Origin of the sequence: Polymorphospora sp. A560, assembly GCF_045781765.1 — a bacterium.
Lineage (GTDB): Bacteria > Actinomycetota > Actinomycetes > Mycobacteriales > Micromonosporaceae > Polymorphospora > Polymorphospora lycopeni.
Genome location: NZ_CP122282.1, coordinates 4142654 through 4163560, shown reverse-complemented (window position 1 = coordinate 4163560; position 20907 = coordinate 4142654). Strand labels below are relative to the sequence as shown.

Here is a 20907-nt window from a genome sequence, read left to right as displayed (position 1 = left end):
CGACTCCACCTCCACCGTCCGGCGGGCGCTACCGTGTCAGCCATGCCCGAACTGGTGGTGGAGGGGCGCGAGTTCGCCGACGAGGACTGGTACGGCGAGGACATGGTCGACCGCGTCTACTCCGGATGCACCTTCCGCCGCGTCGACCTGACCGAGGCGACCACCCGCCGGGTCACCTTCACCGGATGCACCTTCGCCAACGTACGGTTCAACGCCTCCCGCCACCACGACACCGCCCTGGTGCGGTGCGTCATCGAACGCAGCGAACTCTTCGACGCCGAGTTCACCGGCTGCAAGCTCACCGGCAGCACCATCACCGACTGCGGCACCCGCCCGCTGCGGGTGACCGGTGGCGACTGGTCCTTCGTCACGCTGACCGGCGCCGACCTGCGCGGGGTCACGTTCACCGACGTACGCATGCGCGAGGTCGACCTGTCCCGCGCCGACTGCACCGGTGCCACCCTGACCGGCGTCGACCTGTCGGCGGCCACCCTCACCGGCGCCGACCTGTCCGGCGCCGACCTGCGCGGCAGCGACCTCACCGCGCTCGACCCGTCGGCCGTACGCCTGTCCGGCGCCGTCATCGACGCCGCCCAGGCCGTCGTCATCGCCCAGGCCCTCGGCCTGCGCATCGGCTGACCCGCCGCACCTCGCCCGACCGGCGGAATAGACCGCCCGGAACTGGGAAGCCCACGGGCCTACCGACAGGCGTGGGAGGCGACATGGCGTGGGGCACGGAGCCGCAGGCAACCGACAGCGATCGATGATTCCGACGGGGTGGCGACCCCTGGCGGCCGTCGGCCGTACGGCCGTCGCGCACGCCGGCGCCGTCGTGGCCGGACTGGCCCGGGCCGCCGGGATCAACCAGCGGGGTGTCTGGTCCCGGCCCGGCCGCCACCACATCGAGGTCCGGGGCGTCGCCGAACCGGCCGGCGGCCGGCTGGGCCGACGGGTCGAGGCGGCGCTGTCCAAGGTCCCCGGCGTGGCCTGGGCCCGGATCAACCCGCCGACCGGTCGCGTCGTCGTCGCCGTCGAGCAGCCGGGGCCGAGCCTCGACCAGCTGATGTCGGTGATCAGCGGCATCGAGCGCAACGACGGCTACGCCCCCGACCCGGACATCGACCCGCCGCACCCGCCGGAGGAGGGGCCGCGTACCGGGCGGGCCGTCACCACCCTCGCCGCCGACACGCTCGGCCTCGGCCTCGCCGTCGCGACCCGGGTACTGCCGTTCACCTCCCTACCCGGCGAGTTCGCCGGCCTGCTCAAGGTCGTCGACCTGCACCCCAGGCTGCACATGCTCGCCGGCAAGGGACTCCAGGGCGCTCCGCGCGCCGACTCGGTGCTGCCGCTGGCCGAGTCGCTGGCCCACGGACTGTCCGGCGGCTGGCCCAGCATCGTGCTCGACACCGGCAGGCGGCTGCTGGAATGGCAGGAGGCCCGCGCCGAACTCGCCGCCTGGGAGAAGGCCGAGGCACGGCTCACCGGCACCCCGGAACGGGCCGCCGCGCCGTGCATCGCACAGGACCGGCCGGTCGCCAAACCGGACGGCCCGGTCGAGCGGTACGCGGTCCGGGTAATGGCCGCCGGGGCCCTCGCCGGCGCCGCCACCCTGCCGTTCGGCGGCGCCAAGCGGGCCGCCGCCGTCGCCCTGTCCACCCTGCCGAAGGCCGCCGCCGCCGGCCGGGAAGGCTACGCCGCCCGGCTCGGCGCGCTGCTCGCCCGCCGGGGCGTGGTCGTGGTCGACCGCGACGTGCTGCGCGAACTCGACCGGATCGACACCCTCGTCGTCGACCCCGAGGTGCTGCGGTCCTCGCGGGCCGTGCTCACCGACCTGGTCCCGCTACCGGCACCCGACGACCGGGCACCCGACGAGCAGGAGACCGTCGCCCGCGCCTTCGCCCTCTTCGACGCCGACCACCCCACCGGCCGGCACACCGCCGACGGCTGGGAACTCGCCCCGGTCGGCGACCTCGCCCCCGGCGCCGGCGCCGAACAAGTCGGCGAACTGCGGAAACGGGTCGACACCGTGCTCGGGCTCGCGCACGACGGGCGGCTCGTCGCGCTCGCCGGCGCCACCGCCGAACCCGCCCGCGCCAGCCAGATCCTGCCCGACGCCGCCCGCCGGGCCGGGCTGCGACTGGTCGTCGCCACCCCGGACACCGTCCCGCTGGCCTCGACCGTACGGGACCTCCAGGCCGACGGGGCGATGGTCATGCTCGTCTCCGGCGACCGGCGGGCACTGGCCGCCGCCGACTGCGGCATCGGCACCGCCCGCACCGACGGCCTGCCCGCCTGGGGCGCCCACCTGATCGTCGACACCGACATCGACGTCGCCGCCATGGTGGTCGAGGCCGCCGGCGGAGCCCGGCGCATGATCCAGCAGTGCATCGTGCTGTCCGGCGCCGGCACCGGCCTCGGGGCGGTGACGGCGCTCACCAGCCCGCCCGGGGACCTGCCGGGCCGGTCCCAGATGCCGCTGCACGTCACGGCCGCCGTCGCACTCGGCAACGGCGTCTGGCGCGCCAACGAACTGCCCCGCAACCCGCCGACGCCGCCCGCGCCGACCACGCCGTGGCACCTCATGCCGGTACCGGTCGTCTTCGACCGGCTCGGCAGCGGGCCGGCCGGCCTCACCGAGGAGGAGGCCGGCCGGCGGGTCCGGCAGACCGGCGGCGAACCACCCGCCGGCGCCGGCTTCGCCCGCGCCTTCGTCGACGAACTCGCCAACCCGCTCACCCCGGTGCTGGCACTCGGCGCCGGCCTGTCCGCGGCCGTCGGCTCGGTCGTCGACGCCGGCCTCGTCGGCGGGGTCCTGGCCCTGTCGGCCCTGGTCGGCGCCGCCCAGCAGGCGGCCACCGAACACGCCCTCGGGCGGCTCTTCGCCCGCGCCGAGGTCACCGTACGGGTCCGGCGCGGCGGCACCGAACAGACCATCAGCGGCGCCGACCTCGTCCCCGGCGACCTGGTCCTGCTCTGCCCCGGCGACGCCGTACCCGCCGACTGCCGGGTGATCGAGGCGGTCGGCCTGGAAACCGACGAGTCCTCGCTGACCGGCGAGTCGCTGCCGGTGGGCAAGGACACCGCCGCCGTCGTCGCCGGCGAGGTCGCCGACCGCAGATCGATGGTCTACCAGGGCACCAGCGTCGCCGCCGGCCACGGCGCCGCGGTCGTCGTCGCCACCGGCGCCGACACCGAGGCCGGCCGCGGCATGGCACTCGCCCGCGGCGCCGCCCCGGCCAGCGGCGTCGAGGCCCGCCTCACCCACCTGACCAGTTCGTCGCTGCCACTGGCCGCCGGTGCGGCGGTCGCCGTCGCCGGCGCGGGACTCCTGCACGGCGTACCGCTGGCACAGACCGCGGCGACCGCCGCCAACCTGGCCGTCGCGTCCGTACCCGAGGGCCTGCCGTTCCTGGTCTCCGCCGCGCAGCTCGCCGCCGCCCGCCGGCTCGCCTACCACGGCGCCCTGGTCCGCAACCCACGCACCATCGAGGCGCTCGGCCGGGTCGACGTGCTCTGCTTCGACAAGACCGGCACCCTGACCGAGGGCCGGTTGCGGCTCGCCGGGGTCGGCGACCCGGGCCGGTACGCCGCCCTCGACGAACTGTCCGACGAACTGCGCCCGGTGCTGGCGGCGGCGCTGCGGGCCACGCCCGAGGCCGACGAGCCGGCCGACCTGCCGCAGCAGACCGACGCCGCCGTACTGGCCGGTGCCCGCGCCGCCGGGATCGGGCCGGACACCGGTTCGCCCGGCTGGCACCTGACGGCGGCACTGCCGTTCGAGGCGTCCCGGGGCTACCACGCCACCGTCGGCGGCCCGGACGGCGCCCTGCTGCTCAGCGTCAAGGGCGCCCCGGAGGTGGTGCTGCCACGCTGCTCCCTGCGGCGCGACCCCGGCGGCGACGTACCGCTGGACGCGGCCGGCCGGTCGGCGCTGCAAGAACTGCTGACCGGGCACGCCGCCGCCGGGCAGCGGGTCCTCGCCGTCGCCGAGTGCCCGGTCGCCACCACCTCGTCGGTCGCCGACGGCGACGTCGAAGGGCTGACGTTCCTGGGCTTCGTCGCCCTGGCCGACGTCGTACGCGACAGCGCGGCACCGGCCGTCCGGCGGATCCGGGAGGCCGGCGTGCACACCATCATGGTGACCGGCGACCACCCGGCCACCGCCGCGGCGATCGCCGCCATCATCAGCACCGACGGGCCCGGCCAGCGGGTCGCCACCGGAGCCGAACTCGACGCGCTCGACGATCCGGCGCTCGCCGAGCGGCTGGCCGCGACCGACGTCGTGGCCCGCTGCACCCCGGCCCACAAGGTACGCATCATCCAGGCCCTGCGCGGCGCCGGCCGGACCGTCGCGATGACCGGCGACGGCGCCAACGACGCCCCGGCGATCCGGCTCGCCGACGTCGGGATCGCGCTCGGCCAGCGCGGCACCCCCGCCGCGCACGCCGCCGCCGACCTCGTCGTCACCGACGACCGGCTCGAGACGATCATCGCCACCCTGGTCGAGGGACGGGCCATGTGGTCGTCGGTACGGCACGCGCTGAGCGTCCTGGTCGGCGGCAACCTCGGCGAGATCGCCTTCAGCGTCGTCACCGCCGCCGTCACCGGCCGCTCCGCGCTGAGCTCCCGCCAACTCCTGCTGGTCAACCTGCTCACCGACCTGGCACCGGCGATGGCGATCGCGGTCCGCCCGCCCCGCCCGGAGGCCGGCGTCGACCTGCTCGCCGAGGGCCCGGACGCGTCGCTCGGGGCCAGCCTCAACCGGGAGATCGGACTGCGGGCCGGCGCGACCACGTTCGGCGCCACCGCCGGCTGGACCCTGGCCCGGGCGACCGGCCGCCGCAAGCGGGCCGGCACGGTCGCCCTCGCCGCCCTGGTCGGCACCCAGCTCGGCCAGACGGTGCTGACCGGCGGCGCCAGCCCCGCCGTCCTGGCGACCGCGGCGGTGTCCGTTGGAGCACTTGTGGCGGTGATCCAGACGCCGGGGCTGAGCCAGTTCTTCGGGTGTACGCCGCTCGGCCCGGTCGGCTGGGGGATAGCGACCGGCTCGGCGGCCTGCGCCACGGTGGCGAACACCGCCCTGGGCCGCCTGATCCTCCCCGGCACGAACCCCCGCCCCACCCCCGGTCAGGCCGCCCCGGACGGCGCCGCCCCCGGTGCTGCCCCCGCTCCCGCTGGTGCCGTTCCCGCTCGCGCCGCCGCTCCGGATGGCCGCGCCGCTCCGGATGGCCGCGCCGATCAAGGGGATGTCTCGGGCATTACGGGGCAGGAGTCCGGCAACAAGTCCTAGATCGGCGAGCCCGGCCGGCGCGGCGTACGGCCCGGCGAGGCCGACCGCCGAGTCGATCAAGGCCGAACCGCCCCGGTCGCGCCGATCGAGGGGATGTTTCAGGCATTACGGGGCACGATTTCGGCAACGAGTCCTCGATAGCGCATCACTGCAAGCGGATGGCGGCGGCCGAGCGTGATGGCAAGGTCGAGATCGATCAGGCGGTCATGACAGCACTGAAGTGGTCGGCTACCTCGTCGGCGATGGACTCCGCGTTCTCGGTACCGTCCACCTCGATCACCCGTATGCCCAGGGCGGTGGCACGCTGAGGTGGTTGCCCCTGACGGGCGCGGGCCGCGTTCCGGCGATCCTCGTGGGCTCGGGAATCATGGTAGTCGCAGTGGTAGTGGGTGAGCCCGTACCGGCTGGTCAGGATGGCGGCGACCGTGGTCTTGCCGGCCCATTGCGCGCCACCGATCCAGAGCACGTTCCTGATGGTCCCGTCGTAGGTCCAACGCATGGCGCCGAGCCTGCACCCACGAGCACCAAAGAGAAAGTTGTTGCGTGGGTGGGCAACGCGCGGACGGCCCGTACAGGCGGCGCGGGGCACGGGCGGTGGGCGGCACCACGGCCGCCCACGTACCCCACAGCCCACGTACCCCGGCCCACCTCCCCTAACGGACCGGCGTCGGGGGAGCGCCGATCGCCGCCGCCAGTTCCCGGCGGTCCCGGATGCCGAGTTTGCCGTACGCCCGTTGCAGGTGGTTCTCGACCGTCCGCACCGACAGCACCAGCCGCTCGGCGATCTCCGGGTTGCCCAGCCCGGCCGCCGCCAGCGCGCTCACCTCCCGTTCGCGCGGGGTCAGCGGGCCGGCCGGGTCCGGTTCGTCGAGCCACGCGGGCCAGAACCCGGCGCACTCCTGGCGCAGCCGCTCGACCCGGCGGGCCAACCGGCTCGCCGTACGGCCGTCCGGCGGCTGGCAGCGGGCCGCCTGCACCGCCGCCTCCAGCGCCAGCAGGTCGTACCGGTGCTCCTCCCACGCCTGGCTGATCTCCTCCAGCCGCAGCGGGTCGCCGGCCGCCAGCGCCTCGGCGTAGTCGGCGTACCAGCCGAACAGCGGGGTGTCGCACAGGTCGGCGATCCGGCGGGCCTCGGCGGCGACGGCCGCCGACGGCTCCAGCCGCGACCACAGGTGCACGGCGTCCATCCCCACCGACAGTTGCCCGCCGGCCAGGAACGCGTCCGTCAGCTCCCGCAGCAGCGTCACCGCCCGGGTCTGCTCGCCCGACATCGCCAGCAGCCACGCCTCGCTCAGCCGGGCGTAGTCGCCGGCGGAGCTGCCGTCCGGGACCAGCCGGGTCACCTCATCGAGCGCCGCCCAGCCCTCGTCGAACCGGCGCCGGTGCGCCGCCCACCAGGCCCGCATCGCCAGGATCTTCACCCGGATCGGGAACACCGTCGCCGGATCGGTCACCGCCAGCGCCTCGTCGATCCAGCGGGAGGCCACCTCGATCTGGCCGCGTTCGCCGGCGCAGATGCCGCGTGCCATCGCGATCAGGCCCACCCCGTCCGGCGCGCCGTGGGCGACGGCGTCGGCGTAGTAGCGTTCCGCGGCCTCGGTCGCCTCCACGATGCGACCGGCCATCACCAGCGCCTGCACGTGGCAGGTCTGGGTGGCGGCCCGCATCGTCGGCCACACCTCGGGCAGCGCCGGGTCGCCGGCCGCGAACGCGGCGGCGACCTGGCCGGGCGCCCCGGCGAAGACCATCACGTACGGCCGCAGCGGCGCGATCGCGGTGGCCAGCAGCGGGTCCTGCGACGGCTGTTCCAGCGCGGTCGCGATCGTCGCCAGCGCCTCGTGGCCGCGACCGCAGAACACCGCGATCCCGGCCTGCGCCGACAGCAGCTCGTGGTGCACCCCGTCCGGTAGGGTCCGCTCGGCGTCGGCCAGCACCCGCAGGGCGTCGTCGGGGCGGCGCAGCCCCCAGAAGAGGTTCAGGGCGCGCAGCGCGGCGGCCTGCGCCCGGTCGCGGGGCACCTCCATCTCCGCGTGGCCGCGCCGCAGCCGGTCGTCGGCTTCCTGGTGCCGGCCGAGCGCGACCAGGGCCCGGCCGGCGTGCCACGCCCCGGCGGCGGTCGGCACCCGTTCGGCCAGCCGCAGCGCCAGCCCGGCGCCGCCGCGGCGCAGCGCCTCGGTCGCGGTGCCGAGCAGTTCGGCCGGGTCGACCTCGAGCCCCGCCTCGACCCGCCACGACACCACCTGGATGCGGTCCTCGACGCCGGCCGTCTCCGGTTCCAGGGCGTCGGCCAGTTCGCGCAGGATCCGCCGGGTCCGTAGCCGGCCGGTACGGGCCCGCACCGCCTCGCCGTACAGCGGGTGGCCGAGCCGGACCACGGTGCGCTGGCCGGTCTGGTCGAGCCGGATCAGGCCGCGCTCCTCGAGGTCCTCGGTGACGTCGGCGGGCACCAGCCGTTCGAGCAGCGGCAGCGGGACCGGGGCGCCGTACGCGACGTACGCCAGCGCCGACGACTCCGCGGTGGTCAGTGCGCCGACGGTCAGCCCGACCACCTCCGGCAGCCCGGGCGTGCCCAGGTGCTCGGGCCGCCAGTGCCACATGCCGTTCTCCCGGCGCAGCGCCGCGTCGGCGAAACCGGCCCGCAGCACCTCCCGTACGAACAGCGGGTTGCCCAGCGTGAGCCGCCACAGCGCGTCGAGGGTGAGCCCGTCGGCCGGGCCGTCGAGCAGCGCCGAGACCAGATCACGGAAGTCGGCGAACGCCAGCGGTGCCACCTCGACCCGGGCCAGCGCGCCGGCCCGGCGCAGCAGCGCGACCGGCGGGGCGTCGACGGTGGCGTCGAGGGTGCTGGCCAGCACCTGCACGGAGCCGCCGACGACGAGCCGTTCCAGCAGGGCGGCGGAGGCGTCGTCGAGGAAGTGCAGGTCGTCGACGCCGACCACGACCGGCCGGCCGGCGGCGATGGCGTGCAGGCGGCGCTCCACCTCACGGAACACGTCCGTGACGCCGAGGGCCGCGCCGGGTAACAGGTCGACGACCGCGCCGAACGGCACCTCCCGCCAGCCGGGCGTCGCGGCCAGCCGGACGACGGCGGCACCGGCCCGCTCGTGGTCGTCCAGGGCCGCCGCGGCGAGCCGGCTCTTGCCCACCCCTGGCCGGCCGACCAGCAGCACCCCGGAGCCCGGCACGGCGGTCAGCGCCCCCGCGATCCGCTCCCGTTCGTCGTCGCGCCCGACCAGCGGGCCGTCCACCGACAACCGATCCGCAACCATCCGCATCCCCGCGTCCTCCAGCTACTCATGCGGTTTACCGGCAAGTTAGACAGCGGCGTCTAGCGGCTGAACGGGGCGGGTGCGTGCGGGTCGTATCCTCTTCGCCCGCCCCGGCCGGCCGCCGCCGGTCGGCCCGGTCCGGATGAGTAACCGCTCTCCGGCCGCGCCGTGACTTTTGAGTACCCGGCACTCAGGCGGGGGGCCGCCGGGCCGCCCACACTGGGTCGGCATCCGAGGTGGACGACGACAGGCGGCGACGATGAACCCAGCGGTGACCGGGATCCACAGCGGACCCGACCGCGAATCGCGTCCGCTATCCGACACTTCGACCGTACCGACCGGCCTGCGCCGGTTCGGTGCCCTTGTCTCGCCGTACGGGCTGGTCGGCGCCGTGACCCGGCTGCCGGCCGCCGACGGGGAGGCCGACCTGCCGACCTTCGTCGCCCGGCTCGGGGACCCCGGCCCGGTGCTCGACCCGCACCGCCGCTGGTCGCACCGCCCCGAGCACGGCAACCTCGACGGCGCGGGCGGCGACCTCGACCCCGCCCGGGCGGCACACCTGGCCGTCGCCGAGGCCGTCGAGCGGTACTCCTCCTGCGCCGTGGACCCCGACCGGACCATCCGGGCCAGCGCCGACGAACTCGGCGCCGAGGCGGTCGACCTCGACTCGTGGCCGCGCTGCTCGCCGGCCGAACTCGCCGACCCGCGCTGCGGCCTGGTCGCACCCGACCGGGCCGCCCCGCGCCGCTGGGTACGCGGCTGGTCGCTGACCGCCGACCGGCCGGTGTACGTGCCGGCCGCCCACGTCTGGCTGAAGAACCCGCCGGAGTCGGCGGCGGAGGCGGTCACCAACCCGACCTCGACCGGCTGCGCGGCGCACACCGATCCGGTCGCGGCCGTCGTCGCCGGCCTGCTGGAGGTCGTCGAGCGCGACGCGGTCAGCCTCGCCTGGCTGCAACGTCTCCGGCTGCCCCGGCTGGCCGTCGACCCGGCCGACCTCGACGACCGGTCCCGGGAGCTCGTCGGCCGGGGCCGGGTGCCGTACGTGCACACGCTGCTCTTCGACGCGACGACCGACCTCGGCATCCCGGTCCTGTTCGGCCTGCAGCTCGCCGACCACGACCGGCACCTCGCCCAGCTCGTGGCCGCCGCCTGCGTGGCGGATCCGCGCGCGGCGGTGGCCAAGGTGTACCGCGAGGCCGCCGCCCTGCGGATCGCGCTGCGGGCGGCGGCCGCCGCCCGTACGCCGCCGGCCGGGCCGGACGTCGCCAGCGTCGTCGACGGGGCGATCGCACTCGGCCGCCGCGACCGGCGGCACCACTTCGACTTCCTGCTCGACGGCGACCGCCCGGTACGCCGTCTCGCCGACCTGCCGGCGCCGCCGCCGGGGGAGCCGATCACCGTCCTGCACTGGCTGCTGGCGCGGCTGCGGGCCGGTGGCTGCGAGGTCGTCGTCGTCGACCTGACCACCGACGAGGCCGAGCAGGCCGGCGCGGTCGTGGTCCGGGTGCTCGTACCGCAGCTCATGCCGCTGTCGTTCGTGCACCGGGCCCGCTACCTCGCCCACCCCCGCCTCTACGCCGCCCCGGCCGCCATGGGGCATCCGGTGCGCGCCGAGGCCGACGTCAACCCCGTACCGCAACCGTTCGCCTGACCGACCGCACCACGGAGGACCACGATGTACGCCACCGTCGAGCGAGACGTGCGCGATCAGGGTGCCCGGCTTGAGCCAGCCACCCCGACGCTGCTGGTCGTCGCGTCCGGCGACTTCGGGCACCGGGTCGCCGCGCGGCTCGCCGCCGGCCATCCCGGCTCGACCGTCACCGACCGGCCGGTGAGCCGGCCGGCGGCGGACATCGTGGTGCTGGCCGCCGGCCACGACCGGCCCGCGCTGGCCGACGCCGTCGACCGGGCCGCGTACGCCGCCCGCCGGCCCTGGTTCCCGGTCCTGCTCGACCACCCCCACCTGCGCTGCGGCCCGGTCGTGGTGCCCGGGCGCACCGCCTGCCACGACTGCTTCCAGCGCCGCCGCCGGCAGCACGGCGGCCCGGACACCGGGACCGTCGAACGGCCGATCCCCGGATACGCCGACCACCACGTCGGGCTCGCGGTGGCGCTGGCCCGCCGCGCCGTCCGCGACGCCTGGGCGCCGTCCGGCGAGCGGCCCGGCGGCTGGGTACGTACCGTCGACCTGGTCACCGGCACGACCGGGCGGCACGGGGTGGTGGCGGTCGACCGCTGCCCCCGCTGCCGGCCGCCGCGCGACCACGCGGCACGACTCGACGACCTCGCCGCGCGCCTGCGCCGGCCCGGGGAACCCGGTGTGCCGGACGCCCGCCGCGAGGGGACCGGGGGCCCGGCATGAGCGGCGTCGTCACGGCCGGGTTCGTGGCGCGGGCGGCGCTGACCGACCGGCGGTTCGCGGTGCCGGTACGGCCGCGTACCCGGCGTGGGGTGCTGACGTACCGGGCCGGGGACGGGCTGGTCATCGACGGCGTGGCGCGCCGCAAGCGCCTCGGCGGGGCCGCCGTCGAGCTGGTCGCGCGCCTGCTGCCGTTGATGGACGGCAGCCGCGACCACCCGACCCTGGCCGCCACGCTCGGCATCACGCCCCGGGCACTGTTCCAGGCGGTGACCCTGCTGTGGGCCTGCGGAGCCGTCGAGGAGGCCGCGCCGGCCGGTGCCGACGTGACCGCGGTGCCCGACCACCTGGCCGACTTCCTGTCCCGGATCGGTGACGCGACCGGCGCCGACGCCGCCTGGGAGCTGACCGCCGCCCGGCTCGCGGCCGCGCACGTCGAGGTACGCGGCGACGGCCCGCTGGCGGCGGCGCTGGCCACCGAACTCGGCGCGCACATCGCGGTGAGCCGGGGCGCGGGGCCGTTCCCCGCCGGTGCCGCCACGCTGGTCGTGCTGGCGGCACCGGGACCGGACGACGACGCGGACACGGTCGCCGACTGCTGGCGGAGCGGCATCCCGCTGCTGTGGGTGTCGGTCCGCGACGGCGTCGCCCACCTCGGCCCGTACGTCGATTCCCGGTTCACCCCGTGCCCCGCCTGCGCCACCGGGCGCCCCGCCGGCCCACCCGATCCCGCTGGCCCACCCGACCCCGACGATCTCGCGCTCGCCGCCGCGCTGGCCGCCAACGAGATCTTCGGGCTGGTCGGCAGGGCCACCCAGGTCGCCCTGCCGATGCGGTGGCGCGGCGTCGACCTCACCGATCTCACCCAGGAGCGGCACGCCGCCACCACCCGCCCCGGCTGTCCCGACTGCTCGGCCGAGCCGGGCGAGCCGGGCGAGCCGGGCGAGGCGCCGCCGGCGGCCCGCTACGAGGCGGCGGTCGGCCGCGCGCCCCGGGACTTCCCCGACGCCGGGCGGCACCGGGCGCACTACCGGCCGGCCGGGCCGGCGTCCCGCCGCGCCGCGAAGACGTGGCCGCTCGCGCCGCGTACGCCGCTGCCCGCGCCCGCGACGGACCTGCTGCGCGACGGCCGGACCGGCGACCGGGTCGACCTGGCCGCGGTCGGGGTGCTGCTGGCGGTCTGTGCCGGCTGGCGCGGCGAGACCCCGGACCGGGTGCTGCGCTGGACCGCGACCGCCGGAAACCTCGGCTCGGTCGTGGCGCACCTCGTGGCCCGCGACGTCGCCGGCCTGCCCGCGGGCGTCTACGGCTACGTCGCCGACCGGCACGCGCTCGCCCGCCTCGCGGACCTGACGGACGGCGTACGTGGGACCGCGCCCGCCTCGATCGTGCTCACCGCCGACCTGCGCCGGGCGGTCGGCGAGTACGACGCGACCGCGCTGCGCCTGGTGCTGCTCGACGCCGGCTGCGCCCAGGCCGCCACCGGCGCCGCCGCGATCCCGCTGGGCCTGACCGCGCCGCCCCGCCCGGAGTGGGACGACGCCGGGCTCGCCGCCGTGCTCGGCGTCGACCGTGCCGCCGAACCCGTCACCGCCGTGATCGACCTGCTGGAGCGGGCGGTGGACCGGCGCGCCCCGGGAGACCGGGAGGTGCCCGCGTGACCTCGCCCGCCGGCCTCGCGCTCGCGCTGCTGCGCTCCTTCGACGCCACCCGCCCGCCCGCCGAAGGGCTCCCGGCCCTGCCCGCGCTGCCCGCCACCGGGCCGCCGGTGGCCGTACCGGCCGCCTTCGGACGACGGTCCGACCTGCTCACCGCGCTGTCGCGCCGGCGGGCGGTACGACGGTTCGCGGCCACCCCGCTGCGGCTGCCCGAACTCGGCGCGGCCGTCGCGGCGGGGATCGCGGCGGACCGCCGGGACCGGCCGACCGAGGTCGACCACGACCCGCTGGAGGTGCTGGTCGTGGCGTTGCGTGTCGACGGCCTCCGGGCCGGTGTCCACCGCTACGACGCGGCCACCCGGACCGTCACCCCGGTGCTGCCGCTGCCGAATCGGGACGCCGGCGCGGACCTGCTCGCCGACCCGGAGTTTGCCGACGCCGGCGCGATCGTCACGATCCTCGGCGACATCGGGTCGGCCACCGCCCGCCGCGACGGGCACGGCTACCGACTGCTGCTGGCCCGCGCCGGCGCCGCCGCGTACGCGATGTGGCTCGACGCGGTCGCCCGTGACCTGGTCGGCTGCGTCTTCGCCGGCCTGGTGCCGGCCGCCGTACGCCGGCCGTTGCACTGCGACGGCGTACGCCGGCAGCCGTTGTTCGCCGTCGCCCTGGGAAACCCCACAGCCACCGGGTGAGCGCCGACCCCAGCGGGCGCTCACCCGGTGTCCCGGCCGGTCACGGCCGGGACGGTCCGATCAGAAGGAGGCAGTCATGGAGCTGACGAACCCGGTGGAACTCGACCTCTACGCCGAGGACCTGGAGGAGTCGGAGTACGGGGCCGGCAACGGCGTGAGACCGGCGGCCCGCACCGCGCCGTTCTGCGAGGGTCCGCTCGGCAGCGCCGGGTGGGCGCCGTTCGGCAGCCCGGCCTGACGCCACGCGCGTGGGTGGATCAGCCGACCTCGAGCGGCAGCCGGGGGTCGCTGGTCCACTCGCGCAGCGAGCCGTCGTAGACGGCGACGTCGGCCTCGCCGAGCAGGGTCAGCGCCAGCGCGTCGCCGGTCGCCGCGATCCCGCCACCGCAGTACGTGACCTTGCGGCCCGGCCGGGCCAGTACGTCGGCGAAGATCTCGCGCAGCTCGTCGACCGGCCTGAACGTGCCGTCGGCCGGGTCGAGCAGCGCGCCGACGAACACGTTGACGCTGCCGGGGATCCGGCCGGGGCGGGGGTAGCTGTTGGTCTGCGTCGCGTGGTGGTCCTGCGGCGACAGGCTGTTGATCAGGCATGCCCCGGAGCCGCTCTCGACGACCCGCTCGACCTCGGCGAGTTCGGCGAACAGTTGCGGGCGTGGGCTGCCGACGAACCCGGCCGCCGGGTAGCTCTCCGCGCCGGCGCGGGTCGGCCGGCCCTCCGCGGTCCACTTGCGGAAGCCGCCGTCGAGCACGGCGACGTTGTCGAAGCCGTTGGCCCGCAGCAGCCACCAGACCCGGGTGGCCCAGAACGGGTCGAGCGAGTAGACGACGACGCGGCTGTCCGGGCCGATACCGAGGCGGCCGGCGGCGGCGGCGAACCGGGCCGGGGACGGCTTGGTGAACCAGCCGCCGTCGGGCTCGGACAGGTCGTCGATGATGTCGGCGAACGCCGCGCCCGGGATGTGGGCGGCGAGGTAGTCGTCGTGTCCGGACCGCTGGCTCCACTGCGTGCTGCCCGGCTCCGGCGCGGCCAGGTGCACGGTCGCGTCGAGGATCCGTACGTCGGGGTCGTCGAGGTGATCGGCGAGCCAGTCGGTGGAGACCAGTGGGGTGGGCAGGGCCGTCATCGCGTCACTCCGTCACAGTCGTCGATCGCCTACCGGAAAAGTAGGGTCTATTCGACGTACAAGCTGGTCCAGAGCTTGATCATTCCGGAACGTGTCGCCGGTCACCGCAGGTGCCGGCCCGGCCCCGGCGCTGCCGTAGGGTGACCCGGTGTCCCTGTCCCGACCGCGAACCCGACCGGCGCGGGTGCCGGCCGAGCCGGCCCGGCCGCGGCCGCCGGCGTCACTCGACCCGGCCGTGCTGCCCGACCACGACCTCGACACCGAGGCCGGCTACGAGCGGCTCGGCTTCGTCGACCTCGACCTGTCCGGCCGGCGGGCCGAGGCGGTCGAGTTCACCCAGTGCCGGATGCGCCACACCACGCTGGCCGGTACGACGCTGTCCCGGGCCCGCCTCACCGACTGTCTGGTCGAGAGCGGCGACTGGGCCAACCTGCGGATGCCGTCGGCGACCCTGCTCCGGGTGCGGGCCGCCGACTCGCGGATGACCGGCTTCGCCCTCGTCGACGCGGTCGCCTGCGACGTGGTGTTCGAGGCGTGCCGGATGGATCTGTCGGGCTGGCGGTTCACCCGCTTCACGGCCGTACGCTTCGAGGGCTGCAACCTCACCGGCGCCGACTTCACCGGTGCCGACCTGGGCGGGGCGGCGTTCGTCGGCTGCGACCTGACCGGCGCCCGGTTCGACAACGCCACGATGACCGGCACCCGGTTCCGCGACTGTGTGCTGCTGGACGTGGCCGGGGTGACGAACTGGCGGGGCGCGGTCGTCGAGGCGGCCGACCTGATCCAGTTGGCCCACGTCTTCGCCGCCGCCCTGGGCGTACGCATCGCCCCCGAGCCCTGAGCTTCGGGGCGCCCCGGGCGCCCCCGAGCCCCCGCGATCTTGCAGTTGTCTCCCGCCTTTGTCTGGGTTTGTCGGGTGACTAGTGCAAGATCGCGGGGGAGTGGGGGTTACATGCCGCAGGACGGGGCGGACCAGCCGCCTACCGCGGCGACGTGGGTGTGGTCGTTGTGGCCGGGGTAGCCGGGGCCGAGGATCTGCCGGAAGCCGTGGTAGCGGGCCTGCTGGGCGAGGCGGCACAGGGTGTGCGGGCCGGCGCCGAGGTCTACGGCGTCGCCGTAGAGGTGCCGGCTGTTGCTCGCGCCGCCGACCGCGCTGTTGCACGAGTAGCTGCGGAAGCCGCTGGTCACCCGGATCGGCTGGTCGCCCAGCGCGCGCCGCAGCGCCTGGAGCTTCCACATGCTGACCAGCGCGTTGGCGCGGGCGGTCGCGGCTGACACCGCACCGCCGGACCAGGTGCTGTTGCACTTGTTGAGTTCGGCGTAGCTGAAGTTGACCGGGGTGCAGTCGTTGTCCTGCAGCGCGTAGATGCGGTTGAACGTGTTGGGGCCGGCGACGCCGTCGGCGGCCAGGCCGTACGCCTGCTGGAAGCGGATGACGGCCGAGCGGGTGGCCGGGCCGAAGACGCCGTCGATGGCGAGCTGGGCGTTGTAGCCCGGGTAGCCGGCGACCCGGATCTGGAGCTGCCGTACGTCCTCGCCCGAGGCGCCCTGCTGGAGGGTGCGGCCCCAGGTGTAGCAGCCGTCGGCGTAGGCGGGGGACGCGCCGACGGTGGCGCCGACCAGTGTGGCCGCGGCTGTGAGGACGAGCGCCGCCAGCATCTTCGAAGCACGTCTGAACATTCGTGAGCCTCCATTTGTGGTGGGGATCAAGCGCATCGACGAGCGTGACTGAGAAGGGGATCTATGTCAATATCTGACAGCCGTTCGTAACATTCGGAAACTTTCCTGCCCGAGAGTGCCGGTGCGGCGCCGTCCCCCAGGGGCCGCCGGATGCCGTTCGGTGGGCGGTCGACAGCCGCCGTTGCGGGATTCTTCGCCCGTGCAACGAGGCCGGTCCGGCCGGCCCGCGCAGACCTAGCGTCGACACCGGGTCGAGCGGTCGCGGCGACGGAGGGTCGCCGGATCGGCCGGACCGGAACGGAGAGATGGATGGGATTCGGACGATCGGCGTCGGTGGCGGTCGCCGTGGTCGCGGGCCTCGTCGCCGCCCTCGGCGGCGCCGCCCCGGCCGCCGCGCGCAGCGGATACGGATACGACAACCAGGACCCGTACGACAGCGGGTGTGCGTCCTCCATGGTCCTGCTCCAGACGGTCGACATCGTGACCTTCTCCGCCACGAGTGTCGGCACGGGATACCTCTGGTACAGCAGGAACTGCGGGACCAACTGGATCTCCGTACGGACGAGGTTCGCGGCGCCGACCGGATGGCCCGGCGGGATGACGACGAACATCTACCGCGACACGCCGCCCGGGGAAGCCCGGTTCACCTGGACGCAGCCCTGGGTCGCCGGCGCGGTGAGCTGGGGCGACATGCTCTACGCCCCGGTCGAGTGCGTACGGACGATCGGCGCCGTCGACTCCGTCCACGGCGTCGGCGTGGGGTGGATCCACCAGCCCGGGTGCTGAGCCGGTCCGGTGCCCGCCGGCCCGGCGTCGGTGAGCGCTCACATTGCATCGATCAGCCTCGACGCGTAACCTTCGTCCCCGAGCCGGGACAATCGTCACACGTCAGCGGGCCGGGCACGTCCGCGAGCGCAGGGGCAGCGCTCGCCGGGGCCCATGCCCGTGGCGTACGCCGTCGTGCCCCGGCTCCGGGGCCGGCCCTCACCTTCGAGGCAGCTCATGAGAAGACCACTCACCGTCGTCGGCGCCGCGATCGTCGCGCTCGCCGCCTCCGCCCTGATGTTCGTACCACCGGCCCACGCCGCGGTCGGTCTGCACATCGACGGGACCACCATCGTCGAGGCCAACGGCGAACCGTTCGTCATGCGTGGGGTGAACCACCCGCACGTCTGGTTCACCGGCGAGACCGACTCGTTCGCCGACGTCAAGGCGCTCGGGGCCAACACCGTGCGCGTCGTGCTGGGCACCGGCAAGCGGTGGGGCCCGTCCAACGACGTCGCCGCCGTGATCGGCCTGTGCAAGCAGAACAAGCTGATCTGCGTGCTGGAGGTGCACGACACCACCGGGTACGGCGAGGAGGGCGCGGCCGCCTCCCTGGACGAGGCCGTCGACTACTGGATCAGCCAGAAGAGCGCCCTGGTGGGCGAGGAGAACTACGTTGTGATCAACATCGGCAACGAGCCGATCGGCAACGTGAACGCCGGCCAGTGGACCGCCGCGACCGCCGCCGCGATCCAGCGCATGCGTGCCAACGGCTTCCAGCACCTGCTGATGGTCGACGGCCCGAACTGGGGCCAGGACTGGCAGTCCGTCATGCGGAACGACGCGCAGACGATCCTCGACGCCGACGTGCGGCGGAACACCGTGCTGTCGATCCACATGTACGCCGTCTACAACACCGCGGCGAGCATCGTCGGCTACCTCGACCACTTCGAGGCCAACGGCTGGCCGCTGGTCATCGGCGAGTTCGGCTGGCGGTTCAACGCCGGCGAGGTCGACCACGAAACCCTGCTCGCCGAGGCGGACGCCCGCGACCTCGGCTACCTCGGGTGGTCGTGGAGCGGTAACACCGACCCGATCCTGGACATGGCCACCAGCTTCGACCCCGCCCGGCTCACCACCTGGGGCGAGCGCATCTTCAACGGCCCGCACGGCATCCGGGCCACCGCGCGGGAGGCGACCATCTTCGGCGGAACGACGCCGACCACGCCGCCCACGACCCCGCCCACGACCCCGCCGACGCCCACGCCGCCGGCCGGTGCCTGCACCGCCACGTACACGGTGCTGAACCAGTGGCCGGGCGGGTTCCAGGGTGAGGTGCGGGTGACCGCCGGGAACACGGCGTTGCGGCAGTGGACGGTGACCTGGACGTTCGCCGACGGCCAGACCGTCTCCAACGCGTGGAACGCGACGGTCACCAGCAGTGGGTCGGCGGTGACCGCCCGCAATGTGAGCTACAACGGCACCCTTGCGGCCGGCGCCAGCACCACCTTCGGCTTCCTCGGATCGTGGACCGGGGCCAACCGTGCTCCGGTGGCCTCCTGCTCCGGGAGCTGACCCGGACGGCGTGACGGTCGGGGCCACGGTGCCCCGGCCGGCACGCCGCCGACCTTCCCGAACCCCGCCGTACGGGTGAGTTGCCATCATGGAAACTCACCCGTACAGTTTCCGTCATGGAAACAGAGTCGAACCCTTCGCCCCGGCAGGCCCGGGAAATGCTCCGCCAACTCGCCGACGACGAGGACGCCGTCCGCTACCCGCCGATCCCGCGCTGGTTCTTCGTCGCGATGGCGGCCCTCGTGGCCGGACTCCATGTGGTCCGCCTCCTGCCGCCGTCCGACGCGGGCAAGGCGAGCCTCGCCCTGACCGTCGTCGCGATCGTTCTCGGGGCGAGGTACTGGCTCAACCGCGAGGGAGTGTCGTGGGCCGCGGTGAAGTTCACCGACATGGCCCCGTTCCTGGCCGTCATGCTCGCCACCTTCGGCGGATGCTGGGCCGTCTCGGCGCTCACCGGCGCCTGGTGGATCTGGATCGTCGGAGGTGTCGTGGCGGCCGCGGTCGTCCTGCGTACCGGACACGTCTACCGGCGGGCGTACGGCGATGGACGCTGAGATCCCCGCCTTCAACGAGATGATCCACGCACCCCACCGGCTGCGGATCTGCGCCATGCTCAGCGCCGCCCGCAAGGTGGAGTTCCAGCACCTGCAGGACCACCTCGGACTCTCCAAGTCCGCGCTCAGCAAGCACCTGACCCAGCTCGCCGACGCCGGCTACGTCCGGCAGGACCGGGCGACCCGCGACCTGCGCAGCAGGGTGTGGCTGTCGCTCACGCCCGAGGGTGCCCGGGCCTACTCGGCCCACGTACGGGCGTTGCGGCAGATCGTCGCGGCCGACGGGAGCTGACCGCGGCGGACCCTCACGCCCGGTACTTGCGCAGTACGGTCTCGATCCACTCGCGGGCGGCGGCCTTGTCGACGCCGAGGTCGGCGAGCACCCCGGTGCCGTTCTCGAACTCCAGCAGGGCGAGCAGGATGTGCTCGGTGCCGATGTAGTTGTGACCGAGCCGGATCGCCTCCCGGAACGTCAACTCCAGCGCCTTCTTCGCCTGCGCGTCGTACGGGATCAGCTCCGGTACCTCGGCCGTCGCCGCCGGCAGGGTGGCGGCGGCGACGTCGCGCACCCGCTCCGGCGGTACGCCCTGGGCGGCGATCGCCTTGACGGCCAGCCCTTCCGGCTCGGCCAGCAGTCCGAGCACCATGTGCGCCGGGCGGATCTCGTCGTTGCCGGCGGCCCGGGCCTCCTCCTGCGCGGCCATGACCACGTTGCGGGCCCGGTCGGTGAAGCGGTTGAAGCCCTGGCTGGGATCGAAGACCGGCACGTCGCCGGCCTTGGCGACGAAACGCTTCTGCGCCGCCTGCTTGCTGACCCCCATGCTGCGGCCGATATCCGTCCAGGAGGCGCCGGAGCGGCGGGCCTGGTCGACGAAGTGGCCGATGAGGTGGTCGGCGATCTCGCCGAGGTGGTCGGCGGCGATGACGGCGGTGGAGAGCCGCTCGAGCGCGTCGGTGTGGACCTTCTTGATGCCCTCGATGAGGTCGTCGAGGCGTACCTCGGCGGGCATCTGAACAGGGTTCGTCATGCGTCAACCATAAGTTGACGACGAACGGTCGTCAACTGGCAGTTGACGCTTTCTCAGTCCGTCAGGAATCCGGCGAGGGTGTCGGTCATCGCGTCGAGCTGCCAGCCGTGGTCGGTGCCCGGCACGGTCACCCGCCGGGCGCGGGGGAGCGCGGCCACCAGCGCGGCGGCGGCCGGCGGGAAGAGCGGCAGCGTCCGCTCGCCGACGATGGCCAGCACCGGCACGTCCACCGCCGACCACTGCCGCGCCCACGGCGCCTCCTGCGCCCTCGTCAGCGCCGCCGCGTCGGCGACCAGCGACGGCGCGATCCCCACCATCACCGGCCAGGCCGGGCCGGCCTTCGAGCCGGCGAGCCACTCCGGCGGCATGTCGCGCATGAAGAACTCGACGGCGCCCTCGTGGTCACCGGCCGCGATCCGCTCCCGCAGGCCGCGAAGGGTCTCCCCGCCGTCGCCCTGCCCCTCCAGCGCCAGCGGTGCCTCCCACAGCGCGAGCCGGGTCGCGCCGACCCCGGCCTGCGCGGCCCACAACGCGATGACCGCGCCCGACGAACTCCCGTAGAGCGCGGCCCGGCCGCCGACCCGCCCGACCAGCGCCGCCAGGTCGTCGATCTCGGACTCCAGGGCACCGACCGACCCGGCGCCGCTCTCCCCGCGCCCGCGCCGGTCGTAGTTGACGACCGTGAAGCCACGGGCCGCGAGCCGGTGGGCGAGCTGGACGGTGTCGGGGTCGAAGGCGCGGAACTGCATCGCCCCGCCGATCAGGATGACCGGCGGCCCGTCACCCTCGACGTCGAAGGCGATCCGGGTCCCGTCCGCAGAGGTCACGAATTCGGTCATGCCCACACGGTGGCACGGCCGTACGACACCTCGCGCCGGGTGACCGGTAAGGCCACCTGAAGGAAACC

Annotated in this window: 18 protein-coding genes; 12 read left to right on the top strand and 6 right to left on the bottom strand. The window is 75.0% G+C overall.

Going from position 1 to position 20907, the window contains the following annotated elements:
* The first annotated feature begins 42 nt into the window (after positions 1-42).
* The gene (locus QCD66_RS18575) at positions 43-639 is read left to right on the top strand and encodes a pentapeptide repeat-containing protein (RefSeq protein ID WP_364219783.1); all 597 of its coding nucleotides are present in this window, start codon (positions 43-45) and stop codon (positions 637-639) included.
* A gap of 124 nt (positions 640-763) precedes the next feature.
* The gene (locus QCD66_RS18570; protein WP_375736523.1) at positions 764-5290 is read left to right on the top strand and encodes an HAD-IC family P-type ATPase; all 4527 of its coding nucleotides are present in this window, start codon (positions 764-766) and stop codon (positions 5288-5290) included.
* Between the two features lie 196 nt (positions 5291-5486).
* On the opposite strand, the gene QCD66_RS18565 is transcribed toward QCD66_RS18570, so the two are convergent.
* The gene (locus QCD66_RS18565) at positions 5487-5789 is read right to left on the bottom strand and encodes a hypothetical protein (protein ID WP_375736524.1); all 303 of its coding nucleotides are present in this window, start codon (positions 5787-5789) and stop codon (positions 5487-5489) included.
* A gap of 154 nt (positions 5790-5943) precedes the next feature.
* Positions 5944-8565, bottom strand: a complete 2622-nt coding sequence (locus QCD66_RS18560) for a LuxR C-terminal-related transcriptional regulator (RefSeq protein WP_375736525.1) — start codon at positions 8563-8565, stop codon at positions 5944-5946.
* Positions 8566-8818: 253 nt separating this feature from the next.
* Here QCD66_RS18560 and QCD66_RS18555 point away from each other — a divergent pair, with 253 nt between their 5' ends.
* The 5 genes from QCD66_RS18555 (at position 8819) to QCD66_RS18535 (ending at position 13512) form a co-directional block, all read left to right on the top strand.
* A complete protein-coding gene (locus tag QCD66_RS18555; RefSeq protein WP_375736526.1) occupies positions 8819-10213 on the top strand; it encodes a YcaO-like family protein in 1395 nt (464 codons plus the stop codon).
* Positions 10214-10237: 24 nt separating this feature from the next.
* Positions 10238-10924, top strand: a complete 687-nt coding sequence (locus QCD66_RS18550; protein ID WP_375736527.1) for a TOMM precursor leader peptide-binding protein — start codon at positions 10238-10240, stop codon at positions 10922-10924.
* Positions 10921-12582 (top strand): tpaE, encoded by a 1662-nt coding sequence (locus tag QCD66_RS18545; protein ID WP_407566690.1) that lies wholly within the window; start codon positions 10921-10923, stop codon positions 12580-12582. The genes QCD66_RS18550 and QCD66_RS18545 overlap by 4 nt, the downstream gene beginning before the upstream one ends.
* The gene (locus QCD66_RS18540; protein WP_364219803.1) at positions 12579-13274 is read left to right on the top strand and encodes a nitroreductase family protein; all 696 of its coding nucleotides are present in this window, start codon (positions 12579-12581) and stop codon (positions 13272-13274) included. Before QCD66_RS18545 ends, QCD66_RS18540 begins: the two co-directional genes overlap by 4 nt.
* A gap of 76 nt (positions 13275-13350) precedes the next feature.
* Positions 13351-13512 (top strand): hypothetical protein, encoded by a 162-nt coding sequence (locus QCD66_RS18535; protein ID WP_364219806.1) that lies wholly within the window; start codon positions 13351-13353, stop codon positions 13510-13512.
* Positions 13513-13531: 19 nt separating this feature from the next.
* Here QCD66_RS18535 and QCD66_RS18530 read toward each other — a convergent pair whose 3' ends face one another.
* Entirely contained in the window at positions 13532-14398 is an 867-nt protein-coding gene (locus QCD66_RS18530) for a sulfurtransferase (RefSeq protein ID WP_375736960.1), read from the bottom strand.
* Positions 14399-14546: 148 nt separating this feature from the next.
* On the opposite strand from QCD66_RS18530, the gene QCD66_RS18525 reads away from it, so the two are divergent.
* On the top strand, positions 14547-15239 hold the full coding sequence (locus QCD66_RS18525) for a pentapeptide repeat-containing protein (RefSeq protein ID WP_375736959.1): 693 nt from the start codon (positions 14547-14549) through the stop codon (positions 15237-15239).
* A 107-nt stretch (positions 15240-15346) separates the two neighbouring features.
* Here the strand turns inward: QCD66_RS18525 and QCD66_RS18520 are convergent, their stop codons facing one another.
* On the bottom strand, positions 15347-16078 hold the full coding sequence (locus tag QCD66_RS18520) for a D-Ala-D-Ala carboxypeptidase family metallohydrolase (RefSeq protein ID WP_375736958.1): 732 nt from the start codon (positions 16076-16078) through the stop codon (positions 15347-15349).
* A gap of 309 nt (positions 16079-16387) precedes the next feature.
* Between QCD66_RS18520 and QCD66_RS18515 the strand changes: the two genes are divergently transcribed.
* From QCD66_RS18515 to QCD66_RS18500, 4 genes are all read left to right on the top strand, one after another.
* Positions 16388-16864, top strand: coding sequence for a hypothetical protein (locus QCD66_RS18515; RefSeq protein ID WP_375736957.1), 477 nt, complete (start codon positions 16388-16390; stop codon positions 16862-16864).
* Positions 16865-17080: 216 nt separating this feature from the next.
* Positions 17081-18418, top strand: coding sequence for a cellulase family glycosylhydrolase (locus tag QCD66_RS18510; RefSeq protein WP_375736956.1), 1338 nt, complete (start codon positions 17081-17083; stop codon positions 18416-18418).
* Between the two features lie 116 nt (positions 18419-18534).
* Complete coding sequence (locus QCD66_RS18505) at positions 18535-18972, top strand: hypothetical protein (protein WP_364219826.1); 438 nt, start codon at positions 18535-18537, stop codon at positions 18970-18972.
* Complete coding sequence (locus QCD66_RS18500; RefSeq protein ID WP_364219829.1) at positions 18962-19264, top strand: transcriptional regulator; 303 nt, start codon at positions 18962-18964, stop codon at positions 19262-19264. The genes QCD66_RS18505 and QCD66_RS18500 overlap by 11 nt, the downstream gene beginning before the upstream one ends.
* A 13-nt stretch (positions 19265-19277) precedes the next feature.
* On the opposite strand, the gene QCD66_RS18495 is transcribed toward QCD66_RS18500, so the two are convergent.
* Complete coding sequence (locus QCD66_RS18495) at positions 19278-20000, bottom strand: Clp protease N-terminal domain-containing protein (RefSeq protein ID WP_407566689.1); 723 nt, start codon at positions 19998-20000, stop codon at positions 19278-19280.
* A gap of 53 nt (positions 20001-20053) precedes the next feature.
* Positions 20054-20839, bottom strand: a complete 786-nt coding sequence (locus QCD66_RS18490; RefSeq protein WP_364219835.1) for an alpha/beta fold hydrolase — start codon at positions 20837-20839, stop codon at positions 20054-20056.
* Positions 20840-20907 lie beyond the last annotated feature (68 nt).

Coding starts and splice junctions, on each gene's coding strand:
- QCD66_RS18575 (WP_364219783.1), top strand. CDS start 43: ATGCCCGAACTGGTGGTGGAGGGGCGCGAGTTCGCCGACGAGGACTGG.
- QCD66_RS18570 (WP_375736523.1), top strand. CDS start 764: ATGATTCCGACGGGGTGGCGACCCCTGGCGGCCGTCGGCCGTACGGCC.
- QCD66_RS18565 (WP_375736524.1), bottom strand. CDS start 5,789: ATGCGTTGGACCTACGACGGGACCATCAGGAACGTGCTCTGGATCGGT.
- QCD66_RS18560 (WP_375736525.1), bottom strand. CDS start 8,565: ATGCGGATGGTTGCGGATCGGTTGTCGGTGGACGGCCCGCTGGTCGGG.
- QCD66_RS18555 (WP_375736526.1), top strand. CDS start 8,819: ATGAACCCAGCGGTGACCGGGATCCACAGCGGACCCGACCGCGAATCG.
- QCD66_RS18550 (WP_375736527.1), top strand. CDS start 10,238: ATGTACGCCACCGTCGAGCGAGACGTGCGCGATCAGGGTGCCCGGCTT.
- QCD66_RS18545 (WP_407566690.1), top strand. CDS start 10,921: ATGAGCGGCGTCGTCACGGCCGGGTTCGTGGCGCGGGCGGCGCTGACC.
- QCD66_RS18535 (WP_364219806.1), top strand. CDS start 13,351: ATGGAGCTGACGAACCCGGTGGAACTCGACCTCTACGCCGAGGACCTG.
- QCD66_RS18530 (WP_375736960.1), bottom strand. CDS start 14,398: ATGACGGCCCTGCCCACCCCACTGGTCTCCACCGACTGGCTCGCCGAT.
- QCD66_RS18520 (WP_375736958.1), bottom strand. CDS start 16,078: ATGTTCAGACGTGCTTCGAAGATGCTGGCGGCGCTCGTCCTCACAGCC.
- QCD66_RS18515 (WP_375736957.1), top strand. CDS start 16,388: ATGGGATTCGGACGATCGGCGTCGGTGGCGGTCGCCGTGGTCGCGGGC.
- QCD66_RS18510 (WP_375736956.1), top strand. CDS start 17,081: ATGAGAAGACCACTCACCGTCGTCGGCGCCGCGATCGTCGCGCTCGCC.
- QCD66_RS18505 (WP_364219826.1), top strand. CDS start 18,535: ATGGAAACAGAGTCGAACCCTTCGCCCCGGCAGGCCCGGGAAATGCTC.
- QCD66_RS18500 (WP_364219829.1), top strand. CDS start 18,962: ATGGACGCTGAGATCCCCGCCTTCAACGAGATGATCCACGCACCCCAC.
- QCD66_RS18495 (WP_407566689.1), bottom strand. CDS start 20,000: ATGACGAACCCTGTTCAGATGCCCGCCGAGGTACGCCTCGACGACCTC.
- QCD66_RS18490 (WP_364219835.1), bottom strand. CDS start 20,839: ATGACCGAATTCGTGACCTCTGCGGACGGGACCCGGATCGCCTTCGAC.